16 protein-coding genes and 2 pseudogenes are annotated in these 20165 nt (G+C 61.8%); 6 read left to right on the top strand and 12 right to left on the bottom strand.

Annotation, left to right across the window (positions count from 1 at the left end):
* Nucleotides 1-15 precede the first annotated feature (15 nt).
* From ACMGT0_RS13175 to ACMGT0_RS13190, 4 genes and pseudogenes are all read right to left on the bottom strand, one after another.
* Nucleotides 16-462, bottom strand: a complete 447-nt coding sequence (locus tag ACMGT0_RS13175; RefSeq protein ID WP_054062636.1) for a DUF411 domain-containing protein — start codon at nucleotides 460-462, stop codon at nucleotides 16-18.
* 169 nt (nucleotides 463-631) lie between these two features.
* A complete protein-coding gene (locus ACMGT0_RS13180) occupies nucleotides 632-1096 on the bottom strand; it encodes an SRPBCC family protein (RefSeq protein WP_054056707.1) in 465 nt (154 codons plus the stop codon).
* A 139-nt stretch (nucleotides 1097-1235) separates the two neighbouring features.
* Nucleotides 1236-1757 (bottom strand): annotated as a pseudogene (locus ACMGT0_RS13185) (methyl-accepting chemotaxis protein); the annotation flags it as partial.
* A gap of 339 nt (nucleotides 1758-2096) precedes the next feature.
* A pseudogene (locus ACMGT0_RS13190) lies at nucleotides 2097-3425 on the bottom strand (cache domain-containing protein); the annotation flags it as partial.
* 112 nt (nucleotides 3426-3537) lie between these two features.
* On the opposite strand from ACMGT0_RS13190, the gene ACMGT0_RS13195 reads away from it, so the two are divergent.
* The 4 genes from ACMGT0_RS13195 (at nucleotide 3538) to ACMGT0_RS13210 (ending at nucleotide 13759) form a co-directional block, all read left to right on the top strand.
* Entirely contained in the window at nucleotides 3538-4062 is a 525-nt protein-coding gene (locus ACMGT0_RS13195; RefSeq protein ID WP_054062634.1) for a hypothetical protein, read from the top strand.
* Between the two features lie 159 nt (nucleotides 4063-4221).
* Nucleotides 4222-5937, top strand: coding sequence for a ShlB/FhaC/HecB family hemolysin secretion/activation protein (locus tag ACMGT0_RS13200; RefSeq protein ID WP_416772944.1), 1716 nt, complete (start codon nucleotides 4222-4224; stop codon nucleotides 5935-5937).
* Nucleotides 5938-5970: 33 nt separating this feature from the next.
* Nucleotides 5971-13272 (top strand): DUF637 domain-containing protein, encoded by a 7302-nt coding sequence (locus ACMGT0_RS13205; RefSeq protein WP_416772946.1) that lies wholly within the window; start codon nucleotides 5971-5973, stop codon nucleotides 13270-13272.
* A gap of 16 nt (nucleotides 13273-13288) precedes the next feature.
* Nucleotides 13289-13759 carry a hypothetical protein gene (locus tag ACMGT0_RS13210; protein ID WP_416772948.1) on the top strand — a complete coding sequence of 157 codons (471 nt, stop codon included), beginning with the start codon at nucleotides 13289-13291 and terminating at the stop codon, nucleotides 13757-13759.
* A 204-nt stretch (nucleotides 13760-13963) separates the two neighbouring features.
* Here ACMGT0_RS13210 and ACMGT0_RS13215 read toward each other — a convergent pair whose 3' ends face one another.
* Nucleotides 13964-14518, bottom strand: coding sequence for a carboxymuconolactone decarboxylase family protein (locus ACMGT0_RS13215; RefSeq protein WP_416772950.1), 555 nt, complete (start codon nucleotides 14516-14518; stop codon nucleotides 13964-13966).
* Between the two features lie 73 nt (nucleotides 14519-14591).
* On the opposite strand from ACMGT0_RS13215, the gene ACMGT0_RS13220 reads away from it, so the two are divergent.
* Entirely contained in the window at nucleotides 14592-14957 is a 366-nt protein-coding gene (locus tag ACMGT0_RS13220; RefSeq protein WP_416772951.1) for a winged helix-turn-helix transcriptional regulator, read from the top strand.
* A 155-nt stretch (nucleotides 14958-15112) separates the two neighbouring features.
* On the opposite strand, the gene ACMGT0_RS13225 is transcribed toward ACMGT0_RS13220, so the two are convergent.
* The 7 genes from ACMGT0_RS13225 to ACMGT0_RS13255 form a co-directional block, all read right to left on the bottom strand.
* Nucleotides 15113-15673 (bottom strand): hypothetical protein, encoded by a 561-nt coding sequence (locus ACMGT0_RS13225; RefSeq protein WP_416772953.1) that lies wholly within the window; start codon nucleotides 15671-15673, stop codon nucleotides 15113-15115.
* Nucleotides 15674-15724: 51 nt separating this feature from the next.
* The gene (locus tag ACMGT0_RS13230; protein WP_054056698.1) at nucleotides 15725-16303 is read right to left on the bottom strand and encodes a DUF4291 domain-containing protein; all 579 of its coding nucleotides are present in this window, start codon (nucleotides 16301-16303) and stop codon (nucleotides 15725-15727) included.
* A 35-nt stretch (nucleotides 16304-16338) separates the two neighbouring features.
* Nucleotides 16339-16566 (bottom strand): hypothetical protein, encoded by a 228-nt coding sequence (locus tag ACMGT0_RS13235; protein ID WP_054056697.1) that lies wholly within the window; start codon nucleotides 16564-16566, stop codon nucleotides 16339-16341.
* A 62-nt stretch (nucleotides 16567-16628) separates the two neighbouring features.
* Nucleotides 16629-17150 (bottom strand): hypothetical protein, encoded by a 522-nt coding sequence (locus ACMGT0_RS13240; RefSeq protein ID WP_054056696.1) that lies wholly within the window; start codon nucleotides 17148-17150, stop codon nucleotides 16629-16631.
* Nucleotides 17147-17668 carry a hypothetical protein gene (locus ACMGT0_RS13245; protein ID WP_054062626.1) on the bottom strand — a complete coding sequence of 174 codons (522 nt, stop codon included), beginning with the start codon at nucleotides 17666-17668 and terminating at the stop codon, nucleotides 17147-17149. Before ACMGT0_RS13245 ends, ACMGT0_RS13240 begins: the two co-directional genes overlap by 4 nt.
* Nucleotides 17665-18330, bottom strand: coding sequence for a hypothetical protein (locus ACMGT0_RS13250; RefSeq protein ID WP_416772956.1), 666 nt, complete (start codon nucleotides 18328-18330; stop codon nucleotides 17665-17667). Before ACMGT0_RS13250 ends, ACMGT0_RS13245 begins: the two co-directional genes overlap by 4 nt.
* 244 nt (nucleotides 18331-18574) lie before the next feature.
* Nucleotides 18575-19666 carry an NADH:flavin oxidoreductase/NADH oxidase gene (locus tag ACMGT0_RS13255; protein ID WP_416772958.1) on the bottom strand — a complete coding sequence of 364 codons (1092 nt, stop codon included), beginning with the start codon at nucleotides 19664-19666 and terminating at the stop codon, nucleotides 18575-18577.
* Between the two features lie 58 nt (nucleotides 19667-19724).
* Between ACMGT0_RS13255 and ACMGT0_RS13260 the strand changes: the two genes are divergently transcribed.
* Nucleotides 19725-20060, top strand: coding sequence for an ArsR/SmtB family transcription factor (locus ACMGT0_RS13260; RefSeq protein ID WP_054056713.1), 336 nt, complete (start codon nucleotides 19725-19727; stop codon nucleotides 20058-20060).
* Nucleotides 20061-20165: the final 105 nt, after the last annotated feature.

Below are 20165 nucleotides of genomic sequence, written 5' to 3' on the forward strand. Positions count from 1 at the left end.
GGCCGATTAAGGCGCTCAGCGCGCCGGGTAGTCGGCGATCACCTGGTCGGTGCCGTACTTGGTCAGGCCGATGACCTGGAAGGCGTCCTGGCGATCCCCCATCTCCATGCCCGGCGAGCCGATGGGCATGCCGGGCACGGCAATGCCGCGCAGGTCGGCGCGCTGGCTCAGGGCCTTGATCTGTTCGGCCGGCACGTGGCCCTCGACGAACTTGCCGTTGATCACCGCGGTGTGACAGGAGGCCAGTCGGGGTGCCACGCCCAGGCGTTGCTTGACCGCGCTCATGTCCGCCTCGACGTGGTCGTTGACCTGGAAGCCATTGGCCTGCAGGTGGGCGATCCACTGCTTGCAGCAGCCGCAGTTGGCATCGCGATGGACATCGATGGACAGCGGTTCGGCGGCCTTGGCCAGGGAGGCGATCAACAGGGCCGAGAGGGCGACCATGCGCAGTGGGGTTTTCATGGGCAGATTCCGGAAGGCTGGGTGAGAGGGCGACATTTTCGCCGATAACGCCAATCGCAAGGGGTTCTGAAACAGTCAGCAACATTCTTGCGGGCGGGAGAGGCGGCGACGGGCATCGATGATGCGCCGTCGCCGCTGTCGGCAACCTGAGGGGAAGATGACGGATTTGTCAGGCAAGGGTATGGCGCGAGGTTTCCAGGACGTACTTGAGGTTGTTCAGTGCCCGGGTCGACAGTTCGTGCATGCGGCCTTGCAGGCCGTTGAGGTTGAGTTCGGTGATGTACTGCAGGGTTCGGCAGAAGTGGGTGCCGCGGCCCTGACGCTGGAGTTCGTAATAGATGCAGCCGTCGACGACGGAGGAGGTGAAGGCGGTCTTGAAGGTGTGGGGCGGGTCGGCCACGACAACACGGTAGTTCATGTCGACGCGCAACCCGAGCAGGTCGATGACCTCGGTGAAGCGATGATCCCTGGGCACGGGACCGTGCATGCCGGTTTCGGCGCTGACGGAGGTCGGGTGCCATTCGTGCCAGCGATCCGGCTGGGTCACGTAGGCGTAGACCACGGCAATATCGGCTTCTATATGGATCTCGTTGCTCAGGCTTTTGGCATAGGTCTGGAAAGAGGGCTGTTCCATGTTAGCTCCTACTGCATTCCTTGTTTAAAGGGAAGAAGCAGCAGTGAGCATAGGCGATGAGCCAGCATTGCACCCGGGCAGTCGATGAGTGTTGCAGTACCCCACGCCGAACGGTCGCGGGGTACTGCGTTGTGGCGGGTCAGCGGACCTTGAAGCGTCCCATCAGCGCGCTGACGCGGTTGTTGGCCTCCAGCAGGCTGCGGGTGTTGGCGTCGGTGGCCTGGCCGCTGTGCACCAGTTCCTCGACCATGTGCCGGATCTGCACCATGCTGCGGTTGATCTCCTCGGTCACCGCGCTCTGCTGCTCGGCGGCCGTGGCGATCTGCGTGCTCAGGCTGTTGATGTGGCTGACCGAGCCGGCCATTTCGTCCAGCCCGGCGTTGACCCGGGCGGTGGCGTCGGCGGCCGACTGGCAACTGGCCTGGGTGTTTTCCATGGCGCTGACCGAGGAGCTGACGCCCTGGGTCAGGCGGGTCAGCATTTCGTTGATTTCCGAAGTACTGGCCTGGGTCCGGGCGGCGAGGGCACGGACTTCGTCGGCGACCACGGCGAAACCGCGACCCTGCTCGCCGGCCCGGGCGGCCTCGATGGCGGCGTTCAGGGCGAGCAGGTTGGTCTGCCCGGCAATGGCGCCGATCACCCCGAGAATCTCGGTGATGCGCTGGGCATCCTCCTGCATGCTCCCGACCTTCTGGGTGGCACTGGAGACTTCGTCGATCAGCGCGATCACGCTGCCGGAGGCTTCGCCCACCACCACCCGCGAACGGTCGGCGTCTTCGTTGGCGCGGCGGGTGAAGGCGGCGGTTTCGGCGGCGTTGTGCGCCACGGTTTCGGCGGTGCTGCTCATCTCGGTGATGGCGGTCACCGTCTGGTCGGTCTCCGAGGCGTGGCGAGCGAGAATCTGGTTGGTCTGCGCCGACGTCTGCTGGAGTTTTTCCAGGCTGCTGGACATGTCGCCGGTGGCCTGGGTGACTTCGCCGATCATGTTCTGCAGGTAGACGATGAAACGGTTGACCGAATGGCCGATGGCGCCCAGTTCGTCCTCGGCGCGAATGACGATGCGCCGGGTCAGGTCGGCATCGCCACTGGACAGCGCATCGATATTGCCCTTGAGCACGCGCATGCGCTGCACCAGCTTGCGGATGGCGTAGATCTGCAGCAGCACCAGCAGCACGATCATCGGCACCTGCAGCAGGCTCAGGGTCTTGAGCACGTCGTCGCGCTGGGCGGTGATCGACTGGGTCGGCAGGGCGGTGGCGAGGAACCACGGCGAACCTTCGATGGGGCGCATGAAGAAGGTGCTGGCGACACCGGCGTTATCGAACTCCACTCGCCGCCGGCCATTGTCGCGTTCCTGCAGGGCGGCCTTGATCTGGGCGGCGAAGGGCGAGTTGCCGGCCAGGTCGTTGATGTTCTTGAGCACCACCGGGCTGCTGATGTGGGTGCTGTTGCTGATGATCTTGCCGTCGGCCTCGACGATCAGCATCTCGGCGCCCAGGTCTTTCTCCTTGCGGGCCACCAGGTCGTTGAAGAAGCCCAGGGTCACGTCGATGGTCGATACGCCGTAGGGCGCGCCGTTGCGCTGGATCGCCATGGCGCAGTTGGTGCGCGGTTCCTGGCTGGCGTCATCCTTGTAGGCCGCCGCCCAGGCGCACTGGCCGCGTGGCGTGGCCATGCCGCCCTTGTACCAGGGCTGGTCGTAGTAGTTGGGGGCCTCGGCACTGTTCCAGAAAGTATTGACCTTCAGTTGGCCGTTGGCATCGCGGTGCCAGAAGGTACTGTGCTTGTTCTGCCCCGGCGTGCGCTGGCCGGGCAGGGGCCAGATGCCGCCGCCGAACACCTTGAGCTCCCCGTACTGGTCCACCAGGCCGGGCAGGACCTTGTCGATGGCGTCGCTGTCGAGCAGGGGAATGGTCTGGGTGATGCTGCGTTGCTGGGCCTGGACCTTGTTCAGTTCGCCCTGGATCTGCTCCGCCACTTCGGCAATGCGATTGAGTGCCACCTGCTCTTCGGTGTGGCGCAGCTTGGGTGCGACCAGTTGGCCGATGCCGACCACGGTCAGGACGAACAGCAGCAGGACAAACAGGACCAGAAACAGCGTATAGCGGGCTTGGATCGTACGGAACGTGGGCATGGGACCTGTCCTTGCAGAGCGGCTTTTATTATTCGTCAGCTTTTCAGGGCTGCGAGAGGTTATCGGCCTGGCCTGGAGGGTCTTTAGGTACGATCGTGCAGGATGTCGGGGTTCTGGCACCGGCTTTCGTCCGGTGGGAGCAGGCGTCATCTTTATGTAATGGAATGTAGATAGATTGTATCCTGATTGGAACATTGACTAGAATTTCGCTTTTCACACCTAAATCAGGGACGTTTCCTATGACTGCCTCACCAGCACGTCAACCGCAGCAGCAGATTTTCACTCACCTGAGCCAGGGAGTCCGACCATGAGCATGGGGACGGTAGGGGCCTGGGCCTCGGCGGCGGGTCTGAAGATTTTTGTCAAGGACGGCGCTCCCGCGCAGCAGAACAAGATCCAGAGCGAGAAGGCCCAGCAACTGCTGCGTACGGTCGGCAAGGACCCGCTGGCACTCGATCTCGGCAAGATGGCGGCCGCCAAGCTGCGGCCCAAGTTCAAGGACTTCAACCCGGAACAGGTCACGCCCGCGCAGTTGGGAAAAATCAGTACCTTCCTGAAGGACAATGGCCTGATCGATACGTTCACCGCCAGCCTGATGCTCAATGCCGGTGAGGATTTCGACAAGTTCGGGGTGCAGAAGAACCCCGACGACAAGTTCAATGCCCTGGAATACTTCGCGACCCAGATCACCACGATCCAGGACCGCGCCATGAAAAAGGACGCGTATTCCAACTACATGGTTCCGGCTTACAAGAAGGCCATCAACGTGCTGCAGAACCTGCAGCAGTTCGGCAGCACCGGCGCTGCCGTGACGGTCAATACCAAGGCCTGACCGGCCCCCTGCCAAGGCATGCACTCCTGCCGGGGGCATGCCGGGTCCTCCCGGGTGTGTCGGCGCTGAAATAAAAAGTAGCATTTGTTGACGTCAAGGATACGTCTCTCTACCATCGCGCCACCATTTTGCTATCAGTTGTTTTTCGAGGGATCGAACATGTCTCCACTCGCCTTCGGGACGAGGATTTGCGTTGCGCTGCTGTGTGTTTCCGCTCTGAATACCGCTCAAGCCGCTTCTCTTGATAATACCCCCGGTATCACTGACCTGATCCGCGATCGTCAGGATCGCCTCCTCGAAGAACAGCGCCGCCGTCTCGAAGAACTCAAGGACCTGCCTGGCAAGAGTGCCACCCCCGTGGCACCCCAGGCACCGGTGGACAGCCGCTGCTTCCCGATCAAGACCATCGACCTGCAGGGCGCGGACTCGCTCTCCAGCGGTGAGCGCGAGCGCCTGCTCAAGCCCTACATCGGCCAGTGCCTGGGCGTGCCGCAGCTCAACGAACTGCTCAAGGTCATCACCGACCTCTATATAGAGAAGGGGTTGGTCACCAGTCGCGCCTACCTGCCACAGCAGGACCTGTCCAGCGGCAACCTCAAAGTGCTGGTGGTCGAAGGCAAGCTCGAAGGGCTCAAGGGCGCCGAGGGCAGCGGCATTTCCGAGCGCGAGTTGAAGATGAGTTTTCCCGGCCGGCAGGGCGACCTGCTCAACCTGCGGGAGATCGAGCAGATGGTCGACCAGTTGAACCGCCTGCCGTCGAACCAGGCCCAGATGGAGTTGGCTCCGGGCAGGGAAGTGGGCGGCAGCGAGGTACTGGTCAGGAACAACCCGCAGAAACCCTGGCGGGTCGGCCTGTCGCGGCACAACGATGGCCAGCGCAGCACCGGCGAGCAGCAGTGGGGCACCAGCCTAGATTGGGATAACCCGCTTGGCCTGGCCGACCAGTTGTCGCTGCGTGCCGGCCACGATGCCATCAGCGATCACCAGAAGACCTCGCGCAACGCAATGTTCTATTACAACCTGCCGTTCGGCTGGTGGAACCTCAGCTACACCTACAGCGAAAGCGAATACCGTTCCCTGGCCAAGGCCAGCGGCTTCGACTTCAAGCAGACCGGCGACAGCCAGAACCACCAGTTGAAGCTGGAACGGGTGATCTACCGCGATGCGATGAGCAAGACCTCGCTCAACACCGGCGTGTCCTACCTGCGCACCAACAACTTCATCGAAGACAGCAAGCTGGCGGTCAGCAGCAACCGCATCAGCGAAGCGCAGTTCGGCATCAACCATGGCCGGCGCATCGGCGGCGCGTTCGTCAACGTCGACCTGGGCATGCAGAACGGCATCGGCGCCTTTGACGCCCAGGCCAACCACGACCCCAAGCCGGGTCAGGCCGATGCCCGCTACCGCAAGTACACCGCCACCGTCAGCTACCTGCAGCCGTTCAAGCTGTGGGGCGAGTCCTTCAGTTTCAGCAGCCTGATGACCGGCCAGCGCAGCGAAGACGTGCTGTTCAGCCCGCAGCGCATGAGCCTGGGCGGCCAGTCGTCGATTCGCGGCTACAAGGACCAGACCCTGGCAGGGGACAGTGGTGGCTACTGGCGCAACGACCTGCGCTGGAGCCGGCCGGTGACCTGGGACTGGATGCGTCCGGTCTTCGCCGAGTACGGCACCAGTATCGGTTATGACCAGGGCGTGATCCGCCGCGACCGCTACAACGCCGAGCAGCACGGGCGCATGACCAGCGACTCGCTGGAACTGTTCGCCCGCGGCCAGCACGTGGCGGCGACGGTGACCTTTGCCCATTCCCTGGAACGCCCGGCACCGATTACCGAGCGTGAGGCGCCGATCTACTTCCGCCTGGACTTCTTCCTTTAATTTTTTGCTTCGACCGATTCGAGATTTTCCGACATGGACGTTCGCCAGTTCGCCTTCCTCGCGGGGCAGCCTTCTGCTGCCCTGAAAAACCGTGACCATTTCCTCGGGTTGCCCAAGCGCGGGGTCGCCTTCCTGCTGGCGAACGTGATGTTCTGGCAGCCGTTGTGGGCCCAGGCCGATGGCATCGTCGTCAGTGCACCGGGAACCACGCTCGGGCAGGCGGGCAATGGCGTGCCCATCGTCAACATCGCCGCCCCGAATGCCAACGGGCTGTCGCACAACCAGTTCCAGGACTACAACGTCGGCAGCAACGGCGTCATCCTCAACAACGCCACCGGCCGCACCCAGTCTACCCAGTTGGGCGGGATCATCCTCGGCAACAGCAACCTCAACGGTCGCGCCGCGTCGACCATCCTCAACGAGGTCAACGGCGGCAGTCCCAGCCAGTTGCGTGGCTATACCGAAGTGGCGGGGCAGTCGGCCCACGTGATCGTCGCCAACCCCTATGGCATCAGTTGCAACGGTTGCGGTTTCATCAATACCCCGCGGGTCACCCTCAGCACCGGCAAGGCGGTCATCGAGAATGGCCGGGTCGACCATTTCCAGGTGGATGGCGGGGCCATCGACATCGACGGAGCGGGCTTCAAGGCCGGGACCGTCGAGCAGTTCGACCTGATCACCCGCAGTGCCCGGATCAACGCCGAAATCTACGCCAGGCAGCTCAACGTCATCACCGGCCGCAATGATGTAAAGGTCGATGATCTGACCGCTGTGGCGCGGGCCGACGACGGTAGTGCGGCCCCGGCGCTGGCCATCGACAGTTCCGCCCTGGGCGGCATGTATGCCGGGGCGATCCGCCTGGTGGGCACGGAGAAAGGTGTTGGCGTGCGCCTGGCCGGCAACATGGCCACCAGCGCCGGCGACATCCAGATCGATGCCAACGGCAAGCTGACCATGGGCCAGGCCATTGCCAGCGAGGCGGTCAAGGTCACGGCCGAGAGCGTGGAGGCCAGGGAGGCGGTCTATGCCGGCAGCCAGCTCGATATCAAGACTACCGGCGACCTGCAGAGCAGCAAGAGCCTGGCGGCCCATGACGGCATCCGCCTGGAAAGTGGCGGCCAACTGGTCAACAGCGGCAGCATCGATGCCGGGGTCAACCAGGATGGCAGTCGTAACGTCGAAGGCAATGTCACGCTGTTGGGCAAGACGATCCAGAACAGTGGCAATGTGATCGCCAGCCGCAAGATCGACGCCAAGGCCGGGCAGACCCTGGACAACCGTGGCGGCCAGTTGGTATCGGCCGAGACCGAGGTGCGCGCAGCCCGCATCGACAACCGCCAGGGCCTGATCAACGCCAATGGCGGCGCGGCCAAGGTGCAGGCCGACGAGCAACTGGACAACACCGACGGCAAGCTGCTGGCCGGTACCGATCTGTTGCTGACGGGCGGCGAGGTCATCAACCGCAACGGCGCCCTGATCGCCAATAGCCTGACCGCCGATATCCTGAGCCTCGACAACAGCCTCAAGGGCCGTGTCAGTGCCGAGTCCGGCACGCTCAAGATCACGGCCCGACAGGACCTGAACAACCAGGGCGGTCGCCTGCAGTCCACCAGCGGTGCAGTCGACGTGACGGCGACGAACCTCGACAACCGCGAGGGTGTCGTGGTCGGCGAGCAGGTCCGGGTTTCGGCTGACCAGGGCCGTATCGACAACCGCAATGGCCAGGTCCTGGCCCGCCGGATCGAGCTGTCGGCCGCCGAGATCGATAACAGTGGGCAAGGCAAGGTCCTGGCCGGCAGCGAAGGACTGAAGCTCGCCGCCAACAAGGTGCTGAACCAGCAGGGCAACCTGCTTGCCGAAGGCAGCCAGGTTTCGCTGCTGCTGAACAAGGGCTCGCTGGACAACCAGGCTGGCAGTATCAAGGGTTCGGACGTCCAGCTCATTGCCGGGGATCTCGACAACAGCGCCCTCAACGGACAGTTGGGCCTGATCGCCAGCCTCAAGGGCAACCTCGAACTGACCGTGGACCGGATCATCAACCGGGGCGGCCTGGTGGAGTCGGCGGGCAACCTGACCGTCGACGGCGACAGCCTCGACAACAGCGCTGGTCAGTTGCGCGCGCTCAAGGGCGACGCCAGCCATATCGCGCTCAATGGCGAGTTGAATAACCAGAATGCTTCGATCGTTGTCGGTGGCACCACTTTCGGCCTCTCCGCGGCATCGCTGAATAATACCGGCGGCCGTATCGAGCACGGTGGCCAGGGGCTGTTCAGCCTGGGTCTTGCCAGCCTGCGCAGCGGCCAGGGCCGCATGATCGGCCTGGGCGCTGGCGATTGGAAGATCGGTAGCGTGGAGGGTGTGGGCACCTGGCAGCTCAATGGCGGGCTGACCTACACCAGCAGCCAGGCCCTGGCGCTCGCCGCAGGCGAGCGTATCGCCAGTGCCGGTGCGTTGAAGTTCGACGTCGCCAGCCTGAGCAACGCCGGCGAACTGGTCAGCGACAACGACCTGACCCTCAAACTCGCGGGCAACCTGAGCAACAGCGGGGTGATCTCCTCCCTCAAGGCGCTGGAGATCACTGCTGTCGACCTGAACCAGTCCGGTGGTCGTCTGGCGAGCGGTGGCGATACCCGCCTCACGCTGCAAGGCACCCTGGAAAACCTCGGCCGACTGGTGGCCGACCAGGCCCTGGCGATCCAGGCGGCACGGATCAACAACCACGGCACCCTCGGTGCGCTTGGCGCCGTCAGGCTGACGGCGGCCAACGGCGTCTACAACGACAAGGACAGCCTGCTGTTCAGCGGCGCCGACCTGCGCGTTCGTGGCGACAGCCTGAGCAACTTCTACGGCGACATCTATAGCAAGGGCGACCTCAGCTTCGCCGCGCTGGATGACGGCAAGGCCAGTGTGTTCAGCAACCTCTCCGGCAGCGTCGAGAGCGAAGGCAATATCGACCTCAAGGCCAGCGAGCTGACCAACGCCAAGGCCGAGTTCGAGATGAGCAAGGGCGGGGCGGTTTCCGGCAGCCTGTCCTGGGTCTGTGGCCAGCACTGTGGCGGGCATGACTCGTTCAAGCGCGGCACCATCACCATCACCAAGGTCTTCAACGAACAGGCGCTCAAGGACTCGGCGGCAGCGCGCCTGGTGGCGGGCAAGGGCTTCACGGCCCAGGCGGACAAGATCGAGAACCGCTACAGCCTGATGGCGGCCAACGGCGACCTGACCCTGACCGCAGGCAGCCTGCTCAACCAGGGGGCGGTATCGCGCAAGGGCTACAACGTCATTCAGATCGGCACGCCAGGCCGGATCGATACCGGCTACTGGGACCAGATGGAGTCCTCCGATGTGCCGGCTTTCAACGCCGCCGTCGCTGCTGGCCATTTCGACGAGGCGCGTTTCAACGAGCTGATCAGCCGTTCCTCCGATAGTCGTTTCAGCCTGATGAGCGACGTCACCACCTGGAGTGCCGATGGCAACACCGTCTATGCCGCCACCATCCAGGCGGGCGGCAAGGTCAGCCTGAACGTCGCCCAGAACATCCAGAACGGCAGCCTGGTGGACAACACCCTGGCGCAACTGACGGGCACCTTGGGCGACAACCAGCTGGGCGCGAAAGTCGGCGGTATCGACATCGCGGTCAACGCGAGCAGCCCGCCGGCCCAGGCACCGAAGGATGTGACGCGGGTCGAGCACGTCAATGCGGATGGTAGCGTCGAAGTCAGCTTCGTGCCGGCCGACTTCAGTGGCTCGCCATTCGTGTCCGTCGATCCGACGGCGCTGCCGACTTTCCGCCTGCCCCAGGGCGACTACGGGATGTTCACCCAGAGCCGTAACCCCAAGGGCCAGTACCTGATCGAGACCAACCCGCAACTGACCGACCTGAAGAGCTTCTTCAGCTCGGACTACATGCTCGGGCAGTTGGGCTATGACAACCAGCAGGCCTGGCGCCGGCTCGGTGACGGCGGCTACGAAACCCGATTGGTCAGCGACGCGGTATTCGCCCAGACCGGCCAGCGTTTCCTGGCCAACGGCCTGACCAGCGAGTACGACCAGTTCCGCTACCTGATGGACAACGGCATCGCTTCGAAGGACCAGCTCAACCTGACCGTCGGTGTCGGGCTGACCTCGGCCCAGGTAGCGTCGTTGACCCACGACATCGTCTGGATGGAAGAGCGCGAGGTGCAGGGCGAGAAAGTCCTGGTGCCGGTGCTCTACCTGGCCAAGGTCGATTCCCGCGACATTCGCGGCGGCAGCCTGGTCCAGGGGCGCGACATCAGCGTGATTGCCGGCAATAACCTGGTCAGCGTCGGCACCTTGCGTGCCAGCAACGATGCCAGCGTGATCGCCGGCGAAAGTGTGTACAACGGCGGCCTGATGGAAGCCGGCCAGCATTTCTCGATGATGGCCCAGGACAGCATCCGCAATGCCATGGCCGGCGACATCCGTGGCAACCAGGTCAACCTGACGGCGCTGAACGGCGACATCGTCAACGACCGCACCGCCATCCTGGTCAGCGATGGCAGTGGCCATCGCACCATCCTCGATGACGGTGGCCACATCTCGGCGACCGGCAACCTGAGCATGATTGCCGGGCAGGACCTGACCAACAAGAGTCAGATCAGCAGTGGTGGTGATGCGACGCTCAAGGCCGGTCGCGACATCAACCTGCTGGCGGTGACTGACAGCAGCGAGACTCATGTCATCAAGAACGGTGGGCATAACAACACCGTGACCACGCGGGTCAAGAACCTCGGTTCCGGCGTGAGCGCCGAAGGTGACCTGGTGCTGGAGGCGGGGCAGGACATCAACGCCGTCGCCAGTACCGCCAAGGCGGGCAAGGACCTTGAAGTCAGCGCCGGTCGTGACCTGACGCTGATGTCGGCCGAAGACGAGGACAGCGTCGACACTCGCAGCAAGAAAGGCAAGAAGCGCATCCACGAGCTGGACAGCCATACCCAACAGGTCGCGAGCGAGTTCACCGCTGGTGGCAACCTGACGGCGCAGGCCAAGCAGGATGTGACGCTGGTCGCCAGTAACCTGAAGTCGGGCGGCGATGTGGGGGTGAATGCGGGGAACAACCTGCAACTGCTGGCGGCGCAGAACACCGACCATACCCTGTACGACATGAAGGAGAAGGGTGGCTTCGGCAACCTGAAACTCAAGCATGACGAAGTGACCCAGGTCACCCACGTCGGCAGCCAGATCACCACCGGCGGCGACCTGACGCTCAAGAGCGGTGGCGACCAGCGCTACCAGGTGGCGCAGTTGCAGAGTGGCAAGGACATCACGCTTGACAGTGGCGGGGCCATCGTCTTCGAGGGCGTGAAGGACCTGCACGACGAGAGCCATACCAAGACCAACAACAACTCGTTCTGGAACTCGGCCAAGGGCAAGGGCAACACCGACGAAACCCTGCGCCAGACACAGATGATCGCCGAGGGCAAGATCACCATCAAGGCGGTCGAAGGCCTGAAGATCGACGTCAGGGAGGTCAACCAGCAGACGGTCAGCCAGACCATCGACGCCATGGTCAAGGCCGACCCGAAACTGGCCTGGCTGAAGGATGCCGAGCAGCGCGGCGACGTGGATTGGCGGCAGGTGAAGGAGATCCACGAGTCCTTCAAGTACAACACCTCGGGGCTGGGGCCGGCTTCGCAGCTGATTATCGCCATCATCATGGCGGCAGTGGTCGGGCCGGCAGTCATGACCGCCATGGCGGGCAGCTCGCCGGTGTTGGCGGCAGGTGTCGCTGCGGTGTCGACCAGCGCAGCGACCAATGCCACCACCAGCTTCATCAACAATGGCGGCAACCTGGGCGCGGTGTTCAAGGACGTGACCTCGTCCGATGCGATGAAGGGGTATGCCGTTTCGTTCGCGACCGCCGGGGTGACGCAGAGCCTTGGCTACAGTCCCGACAAGATAGGCTTCGACCTTCCGAGCGCGCAGACCGTTGCAATGAAGGTGACGGCCGATGCGCTGATCAAGACGGCGGTGTACGGGGGTAGTCTCAAGGACAACCTTGCCAGTGCCGCGACGAGCACGGCAATCAGCATCGGCGGCGCGGTGGGCGCCGGGAAGATCGGTGACCTTGGCCTCGACGAGGGTAGCCTGGAGAAGATCCTCCTGCATGCTGGCCTGGGTGGTCTGCTCTCCAAGGCAATGGGCGGCGACTTCCAGACCGGGGCGATTTCGGGTGGGGTTAACGAGCTATTGCTCGGAGCGGTCGGCGACAAGCTGATGCCGGCGAACTTGATCCCAGGATCGACCGAGTACATCAGGGCTGAAGCGAGCCTGAAGGCACTTTCGCAGATTGTTGGAGTCTTGGGTGCTGTTGCCTCGCGAGGCGACTCTGGTATCGCATCTTCGGTTGCAGAGAACGCAACGCAATATAACTTCTTGAATCATAGAGATATTCAGGAACTGTCCGAGAAAGCACGACGTTGTCAGGCCGAAGGTACTTGCGATCAGCTGCAGGCAGAAGCCAATGCCAGAGATGCTGCGAATCGCGAGCGGCTCATGGCTTGTCAAAAGACCGGGAACTGCCCTGAAATCCGAGCTGAAATTGATGCCGGCTCAAAAGCCGTGGATGAGTTCGTTGCGACACTTCCTGACGGAAAGGCAGCGGATATTCTTGGGAAATTTACTGGTTTTGGTGGTGGCAATACTCGCGACTGGACTACTGCTGGCCAGTTGCATATCGATCAAGTCGCTCATATGTTCGTAAATGGGGAGTCGGGCTGGGCTCCTTCGTTTGGGCAATGGCTGGACCAGACAGGATTCAATCCGTTTTCCGTCAGCGCACCAGGTTTGTCGGCAACTGTAGTCCCGGGGGGAAGCAAGGGAGCTTCTTCCTCTGTGAACAGTGGCTATGTCGATGTTCTGCCAGGAAATTCAGGGCGGCCTGGTGTGGGGGTGCCGGTTTCCCGAGCCGAAAACCCACTGAGCCCGGTATTGGAGTTTGATGCCTATGGCAATGAAATTGTTTACCGTACGATGTCTTTAGAGCATTTTAATACTCTCAAAGCTACAGGTTCTCTGTCAGGAACAGGAGAAACGTCCACCTCTCCGCTGTTGTCTTACTCGTCTGGCTATGATGGTGTAACCGTTCGGATAACGACTGCCCCGGGGACCTCTGCAAAGCTCCAAAGCATTGGTATTGCTGCAAACGAGCCTGCGATGAATCAGCTTTCCATGCCTATCGTCAAGGGGCCCTGGAACCAGGAGAATGCGCGTTTTAAGGTTGAGAAGGGTCAGATGACAACGCAGCTTGGCAAAGGCAAGGCGCTAGATATTTTTAATGAAAATATAGTTAAATTTGAAGTGGTTCCTAAGTGATTTTTGAGGTGGTTTCGTGTTTTTGAGTTTTAATGAGGCCGATGGGCCTATGAAGACCGTATATCTGCTATCTGAGGACTTGAAAAGGAATCCGGATCGGGTCGCTTTGACACAAGCCTTAACGTTGAATCCCAATAAGCCATTTTTAGGACTTAACGGGACTCATGGTCTTTTTGGGTCGGAAGAATGGTGGAAAAATATCGAGGAACGGAAAATTCCTCTTCTGCTTGTGTCTGGTATTGTAAAAAAAGTCTATTTTGCAGGGCAGGATTCTTCTACGGGGGTTAATTCATTCAGCTTGTTGCTGGACGATGGTTCTGTGAGGGATGAAAGCATCTACAGTGCTACCGCCAAGGAGGATCGTAAGCTTTTTGTTGTGGGGGCCAAGGTCCAGATTGCTTATGTCCTGGATGAGTTGAAACCGGGAGCGGTAAGTGGCAATGAGACCCATGTGGAGACTGTTCTGGAAATGGCCATCTCATTATGATTTGTCCTGTGTAGTGTTTTCCTGAAGGTGAAGGCGGCTATAGCAGCGATATTTCGGCCTCTACCCCATTGGAGAGCGTAAGGACAATGGGATGGATTTATTTTCTGATTTTGATGGTGTGAAAATAAACCCGTCGCTGACGGTGCCAGTGCCTGGACTCTTGAGCTCGATCTGGGCCATGGGCTGCACCTTGCGAGCTGACCTTCAGCCGGGATTGAACGCGCTGAATCGGGCTGCGTGCTTCTCCAGTGGGAGATCCAGCCCATTGGCGATGTACGAAACTGTGCGATAGAAGCCGGCGAGCATCAGCACCTCCAGAATTTGCTCCTCGTTCAAGTGTTCTCTTGCCAGTTCGAACTCGGCGGTGCTCAACGTAGCTCGATCATGCAGAGAGTCGATGGTGCTTAGCAGGGCCGCCTCATCGGCAGACCAGTGAGTCCCATTGAGCGGATACCGCAAGGTTTCGGCGATGTCTTCCCTGGAGAGGCCGGCAGCTTTTGAGAATGCCAGGACATGCACCCCCCACTCGTACTCGCACCCCGTGCGTGCGCAGACTCTGTTGATCACCAGCTCCCGTTGGCGAAGGGTGAGGACAGAACCGTCCAGCAGCGAGCCTCCCATGAATTTGCGCCAGGCTCGTTCGCTCTTTGCAAGGGTCGAGAAGAGCACCAGGGGCGGTACGCCCGGTCCCATGATTCGATCGAATTCGGTTTGGATATCTTGCGGGTATGGAGCACTGAGAGGCGAAATGCGTGACATGGTGTATCCTCCGCTACTGATAATGTAGCAGTGAGGATTGCTACAGTAAACGTAGCAGTCAAGGCCAATCAGCATGAGTGATGACAGACCTACCAGCCAATCAATTGAAATCCCACGCCGGCCTATCATGGCGCTGCTGGATCTTTTGGGGCAAAAATGGGCTTTGCGAATACTTTGGGAGCTTCAAGGCGGCGAACTCAGCTCCAGGGCACTGCGTACTGCCGCTGGTGAGATTTCTCCCACAGTCCTTCAGGCTCGAATTCATGAGCTGCGCGAGGCGGGTATCGTTGAGTCCGGGAAAAGCGGTTATGGTCTAACCCGGCTGGGTATCGAACTCACGCAAGCGTTTCTGCCGCTTTACCGCTTCGCGGAAAAGTGGGATGAAGCCGTCAATTCACGGCCTCCCCAAAATAAGGCAGTTGCCGCGACGAAATCATGAAAGCGCAATGCCGAGCCGGCCGGCCCGTTCGGACATCCGAGGGTCGTTCCTCAGGCCTTCGGGGGAACGCCTGATGGAGCCTTTCGTTCGTCGAGCGGGTGTGGAGGGCGATGCAGGTCGATTCGTCATCAGCCAATGAAAGACGCCGACGCTTTTTACGTCGAAGGCGTACTCTGCACAGGAATGCGCTCCTTGGGCTTCGTCACGTCATAGACATGCAGTTCACAGCGCTGTTCGATGTACTGGAATTCCACCAGGTAAACCTTGCCGCTCTGCGGGGTAAAGCGGGTGTTGATCGGGCCGCAGGTATAATGATTGGCGGTCCCGAGGCTGCGGCCGTAACCCGATACCAGCAGCGATTGGTTGGCATCGGCCTGGACTTCCAACTGCGGGAAGTTCTTCAGCAGCGCGCTGCTGCTGGTTTCGTTGAGCTTGGCGATCCAGCCAAATACTTTCCCGCGGCCCGAGTCCACCACGCGTCCAAGGACTTCCAGGCGCTGGTCGGGGTCATTGGCGCGACTGATCGAATACTCCACGGGAGCGGTGCTGCCGGATGACTTCAGGATCACCTTGGCGTGCTCGGCATCGACCGCCACCTTTTTCTGACCCAGTTGCACCCCATCCTTCGCGAAACTGGGCGAAGAGTCCCGGACATTGGAGTGGCAGGCCGGTAATGCCAGGACGAGAGCGAGGGTCAGCAGTTTGGGGCTCTTCATGACTTATGAATATCCTTGAACATGTTCGTCTGAATGATGAAAAGGTACTGCTCAGGCCACTGAAGGTCGTCTGTACTCGACCTCCACCGGCAGCGCCTGCTGTGCCTCGGCAAGCCGGTTCCCGGCTACCAGCCCATGGATATGGCGAGCCAGCGGGGTCACGTCGGTGATGTTCCGTATCCACTCGTTGACGTAAAGCGCGACAGCTTCCTTGCCCAGGCCGATCTGGATGGCGCGGTGGGTCTGCGGTTGCAGGTGCAGGTCACGCTCCGGGTCCCACTGGATGCGGACCGGGGAGTTGTCCTTCAGGGCCTGCCATTGTTCCTGGCTCATCGATTCGTCGGGGTGGCTCGGGCAACTGTGTTCCAGGGCCCAGGCGAAGCCTTCGTGAGTGATGTCGATCGCCAGGATGCGGGTTTGGCCGGCGTCCTTCAGGCCCCAGCCGGCGCGGTACATCATCCAGAGGAAGGAAGGTTTTATCCAGGTCATCCGTTCCATCTTGAACGGCGGCGAGACGAAGGTCCCGTGGGCGAGGGCGGCCTCGGCGATGGAGTCCGAATAGGCCTGGTAGACGCGAATGGTCTGCTCGTCGTACTGCGCGCGGATCTGGCGAAGTGGAGGTGTAGGCAAATGATAGTCCTGTGGTTGTTTTGGCTATGGGGTAATCAGTGTTTCTCGGATGACGCGCGACGGCGCTTCCTGCCGGCCCGTTCCAACAGTTCGTTGAGGACAAACCAGATTGTCATCAACAAACCGATGAACACGAAGGTGTTGTGGTTGTGAAACAGGCCCTGCAACTTGCCGGCAAGCCAGGCCGAGAGGACCATCAGAAAGACGAATCGCAGGCCGGTCAGCACTGCGTGAAGGTACTCGTTACCGATATTGCCGGACATCCATGGCTCTCCCGAGCGTCTGAGAGGGGTGCAAAAGTCAGTGGTCCTGACCAGGCCGGGGTTCAAGGTTGATGGGGAATCACCTGATCCTTGTCCATTTCGTTCATCAACTGATCGAGCATCTGCCGGCGGTTTTCCACGCTCGACAGTGGCACGTACCAGGCCAGCACACTCCAGCCTTCGCGGGAATAGTTGTAGGTCTTGAGCAACTCGCCGTCCTTGTAGACCTGGCCACGCAGGTTGTCCTTGTAAGGGTAGGGCATCGGGAATGTGAAGAGGGTGAAGACGTTCAGCAGGCCCAGGTAGCTCGGACCACCGTCATAGGGCTCGCGGATCGACAGGCTGTAGCCACTGCGGCTGTAGCCGCCGTCGAGCATGGAGAACGCGCCGGTGTCCTTGAGCACGCCGATCATCTGGCGATGACGCTGCTCGTCGAAACGATTGTTGATGGAACCCAGGTCCAGGGTGACCGGGACGTAGGCGCGCTCGGCGTGGTAGTCGAGCGGCTTCAGGTTGTTGGTGCAGCCGCTGGTCAGCAGGGCGGCACCCAGCAGCGCAGCGGCAGCTGAAGGCTTCAGGCTCATTGTGCAGCTCCGACGGCAGGGATCAGTTGGTCCTGGCGCACGTCCCGGGCAAAGGCGCGGGCGATGCGGCCGAGGTTCTGGCCTTCCATCTCGCCGCCCTGATCCAGCAGCCAGGTGTATTTGCGGGTGCTGTTGCGATAGCGGTATTGCTTGAGACGCTGGTCGCCGCGCAGGACGGTGAACTCGGTGTCGGTATCGATTTCCTTCGACAGGGGCAGCATGAACAGGGTGGCGCAACTGAGCAGAACCACCGGGAACGGCGGGTACTCGCGCTGCATCTTCAGTTTGACCTGCACGCTGTACTCGTCGGCCTTGCCGCTGCCGGTTTCGATGTTGCGGAAAACCCCGGTCTCGCGCAGGTGGTTGCGCAGCGTCGAGGACTGCAGGGGGTCGTCGACCATCACATGGATGGGCTGCAGGTAGTCCTGGCCATCGGCCAAGGTGCTGTCGGGCAGGGTGTTGGTCGCGGTGCAGCCGGTCAGCAGGCTCGCGGCGACGAGGCCGGCAAGTGTTCTCATGGTTTGACTTCCGTGGCGCCGGCAGGCTTGCCGGTGGTCGACGTGGGGGCGATGAACAGGTAGGGGGCGGCGCTCTTGAGATCCAGGTTCAGGCGCTGCAGCGGCGGCAGGGCGGGCTGCTGGCGCAGGGCGATGGCACCATCGCGGGCGAGTTGGTCCCGCCACAGGAAGGCGCAGCGGTCGCCCATCAGGCACATCGAGCGGAATTCGCCGAGATAGTAGGCCTTGCCGGCTTCGAGCCGTAGCGGCAGGTTGAATTTTTCCCGGGCCTGGCGCGAGGTGAAGGTGGTGCCAAGCCCAGGCGTGTACTGGGCGGAAAAGAACTGGAAATCGTAGAACTCGTAGTCGCCGGGCTTGAGGGGCAGTACGAAGACACTGGCGGCGCCGTCGCCATCCTCGATGTCTTGCGGTGTCTGGTTGCCACCGCGCATCCAGAGGCCGGCGGCGCCATAGGCGGAGCCGCGTTTGCGGATCAGCAGGCGCTGGTTGTCGGCCGGGGAGAGCTTGAACGACTGTGGGCCGATGGAACCGACCAGGTAGGCCACGGGCTCACCGCTGGCCGGTTGCAGCGGGTCGCTGACGAGTGAGGCGCTGTGGGTGATACAGCCGCTGAGCAGGCCGACGAGAAAGAAGATGGCCGAAGCCTTGATGACGCGGAACATGGACTTCCCTGATTGAACTGACGGTCAAGCACCGGTGTCGGTTGGAAAGTCATGATGGCGGCCTTCCTGGCACACGGGTTTTGCGAGGCGAAGCCTAAGGGAAGTGCTGGCGTTTTGCTAGCGATCGGTCGTGATTTTCGAGTTATTGACGCCCGAAATCCGTCGCGGTTTTTTGGGGGGCATCGAGCCGGGCAAGAAAAGGCACCGGAACATCGGTGCCTTTCCGGTTCAACGCGACAACGACTCAGCGATAGCGCTCCAGCCAATGCGCGTAAGGCGCCGGCAGTGTCCAGGCGGCCTTGTCGACGCCCAGCTCCTTGGCTGCGGCGTAGGCCCAATGCGGGTCGGCCAGGTGCGCACGGCCTACCGAGACCAGGTCCAGGTGCCCGGCCTTCAGGGCGCCTTCCGCCAGTTGCGGGGTGCCGAAGCCCCAGGCCGAGGTTACCGGGATATCGGCTTCGCGCCGCACGCGCTCGGCGATCGGACCCATGAAGGCCGGGCCCCATGGGATGTTGGTGACGGGGATGGTAAAGCCGACGCTGACGCTCAGCAGGTCCAGGCCGCCAGCCTTGAACCGGCGGGCCAGTTCGATGGACTCGGTGAGGGTCTGCTCGTCACGGCCGTCATATTCCAGCACGCCGAAACGCGCGGTGAGCGGCAGGTTTTCCGGCCAGACTTCACGCACCGCAGCAAGGGTTTCCAGCAGGAAGCGGCTGCGGTTTTCGAAGCTGCCGCCGTAGGCGTCGGTGCGCTGGTTGGAATGCTCGGAGAAGAAGCTCTGGCCCAGGTAACCGTGGGCAAAGTGCAGCTCGATCCACTCGAAACCGGCATCGCGGGCGCGACGGGCGGCATCGACGAAGTTCTGCTTGACCCGGGCGATGTCCTCCAGGGTCATGGCCTTTGGTGTTTTGGGCAGGTGCGCGCCGAAGGGCAGGGCGGACGGCGCGATGGTCTGCCAGCCGCGGGCATCGGATTCGGCAATGTGGTCGTCGCCTTCCCATGGCCGGTTGGCGCTGGCCTTGCGGCCGGCGTGGGCGATCTGGATGCCGGGCACCGAGCCTGCGGCCTTGATGGCCTTGACCACGGGAACGAAGGCCTGGGCCTGTTCGTCGTTCCAGATGCCGGCGCAGCCGGGGGTGATGCGGCCTTCCGGTGCCACGGCGGTGGCCTCCACCACCAGCAGGCCGGCGCCGCCACGGGCCAGGCCGGCAAGGTGGACCTGGTGCCAGTCGTTGATCAGGCCGTCGGTGGCCATGTACTGGCACATCGGTGGGATCGCGATGCGGTTGCGCAGCGTGACGTCCTTGAGCTTGTAGGGTTCGAACAGTGCCGACATGGAAAATCTCCAGGAGACGATGGATAGGTTGATTCGTTTGTTCGATGGTAATCGAACTATGGCAATAAAGGGAAGTCTTGTTATCATTCCCGGCATGCGAGAATTCAAACACCCGGCTCCCGAAGACCTCATGCTCGAACGCGTGCTCTACGCCTTGAGCGACCCTGTGCGCATGGAAATCGTCCGCAGCCTTGCCGGTGTGGCCGAGGCGAGCTGCGGTGAGCTGGATGGCGGGCGGCCCAAGTCGAGCATGTCCCACCACTTTCGCGTGCTGCGCGATGCGGGGCTGGTGCACACTCGCAACGTCGGCACCACGCACATGAATTCATTGCGCCTGGAAATGCTCGACACGCGTTTTCCCGGGTTGCTCGGCTGCATTCTGTCCCAGCGCTGATCCAGGCGCCTGCCGGGTGCGCAACGCTTTCAGCGGCTGAAAACACGCAAGCCGCAAACCTGTTTCTCCATGGTTATCCTCCCCCTGCAAGTGCGTAAATCCAGG

The organism is Pseudomonas sp. RHF3.3-3, from assembly GCF_048069595.1.
In the GTDB taxonomy this organism is placed as follows: Bacteria; Pseudomonadota; Gammaproteobacteria; order Pseudomonadales; family Pseudomonadaceae; genus Aquipseudomonas; species Aquipseudomonas fuscovaginae_B.

Bases quoted from the DNA above. Each gene is read 5' to 3' on its own strand.
- ACMGT0_RS13175 (WP_054062636.1), bottom strand. From the start codon at position 462: ATGAAAACCCCACTGCGCATGGTCGCCCTCTCGGCCCTGTTGATCGCC.
- ACMGT0_RS13180 (WP_054056707.1), bottom strand. From the start codon at position 1,096: ATGGAACAGCCCTCTTTCCAGACCTATGCCAAAAGCCTGAGCAACGAG.
- ACMGT0_RS13195 (WP_054062634.1), top strand. From the start codon at position 3,538: ATGAGCATGGGGACGGTAGGGGCCTGGGCCTCGGCGGCGGGTCTGAAG.
- ACMGT0_RS13200 (WP_416772944.1), top strand. From the start codon at position 4,222: ATGTCTCCACTCGCCTTCGGGACGAGGATTTGCGTTGCGCTGCTGTGT.
- ACMGT0_RS13205 (WP_416772946.1), top strand. From the start codon at position 5,971: ATGGACGTTCGCCAGTTCGCCTTCCTCGCGGGGCAGCCTTCTGCTGCC.
- ACMGT0_RS13215 (WP_416772950.1), bottom strand. From the start codon at position 14,518: ATGTCACGCATTTCGCCTCTCAGTGCTCCATACCCGCAAGATATCCAA.
- ACMGT0_RS13220 (WP_416772951.1), top strand. From the start codon at position 14,592: ATGAGTGATGACAGACCTACCAGCCAATCAATTGAAATCCCACGCCGG.
- ACMGT0_RS13225 (WP_416772953.1), bottom strand. From the start codon at position 15,673: ATGAAGAGCCCCAAACTGCTGACCCTCGCTCTCGTCCTGGCATTACCG.
- ACMGT0_RS13235 (WP_054056697.1), bottom strand. From the start codon at position 16,566: ATGTCCGGCAATATCGGTAACGAGTACCTTCACGCAGTGCTGACCGGC.
- ACMGT0_RS13240 (WP_054056696.1), bottom strand. From the start codon at position 17,150: ATGAGCCTGAAGCCTTCAGCTGCCGCTGCGCTGCTGGGTGCCGCCCTG.
- ACMGT0_RS13245 (WP_054062626.1), bottom strand. From the start codon at position 17,668: ATGAGAACACTTGCCGGCCTCGTCGCCGCGAGCCTGCTGACCGGCTGC.
- ACMGT0_RS13250 (WP_416772956.1), bottom strand. From the start codon at position 18,330: ATGTTCCGCGTCATCAAGGCTTCGGCCATCTTCTTTCTCGTCGGCCTG.
- ACMGT0_RS13255 (WP_416772958.1), bottom strand. From the start codon at position 19,666: ATGTCGGCACTGTTCGAACCCTACAAGCTCAAGGACGTCACGCTGCGC.
- ACMGT0_RS13260 (WP_054056713.1), top strand. From the start codon at position 19,725: ATGGCAATAAAGGGAAGTCTTGTTATCATTCCCGGCATGCGAGAATTC.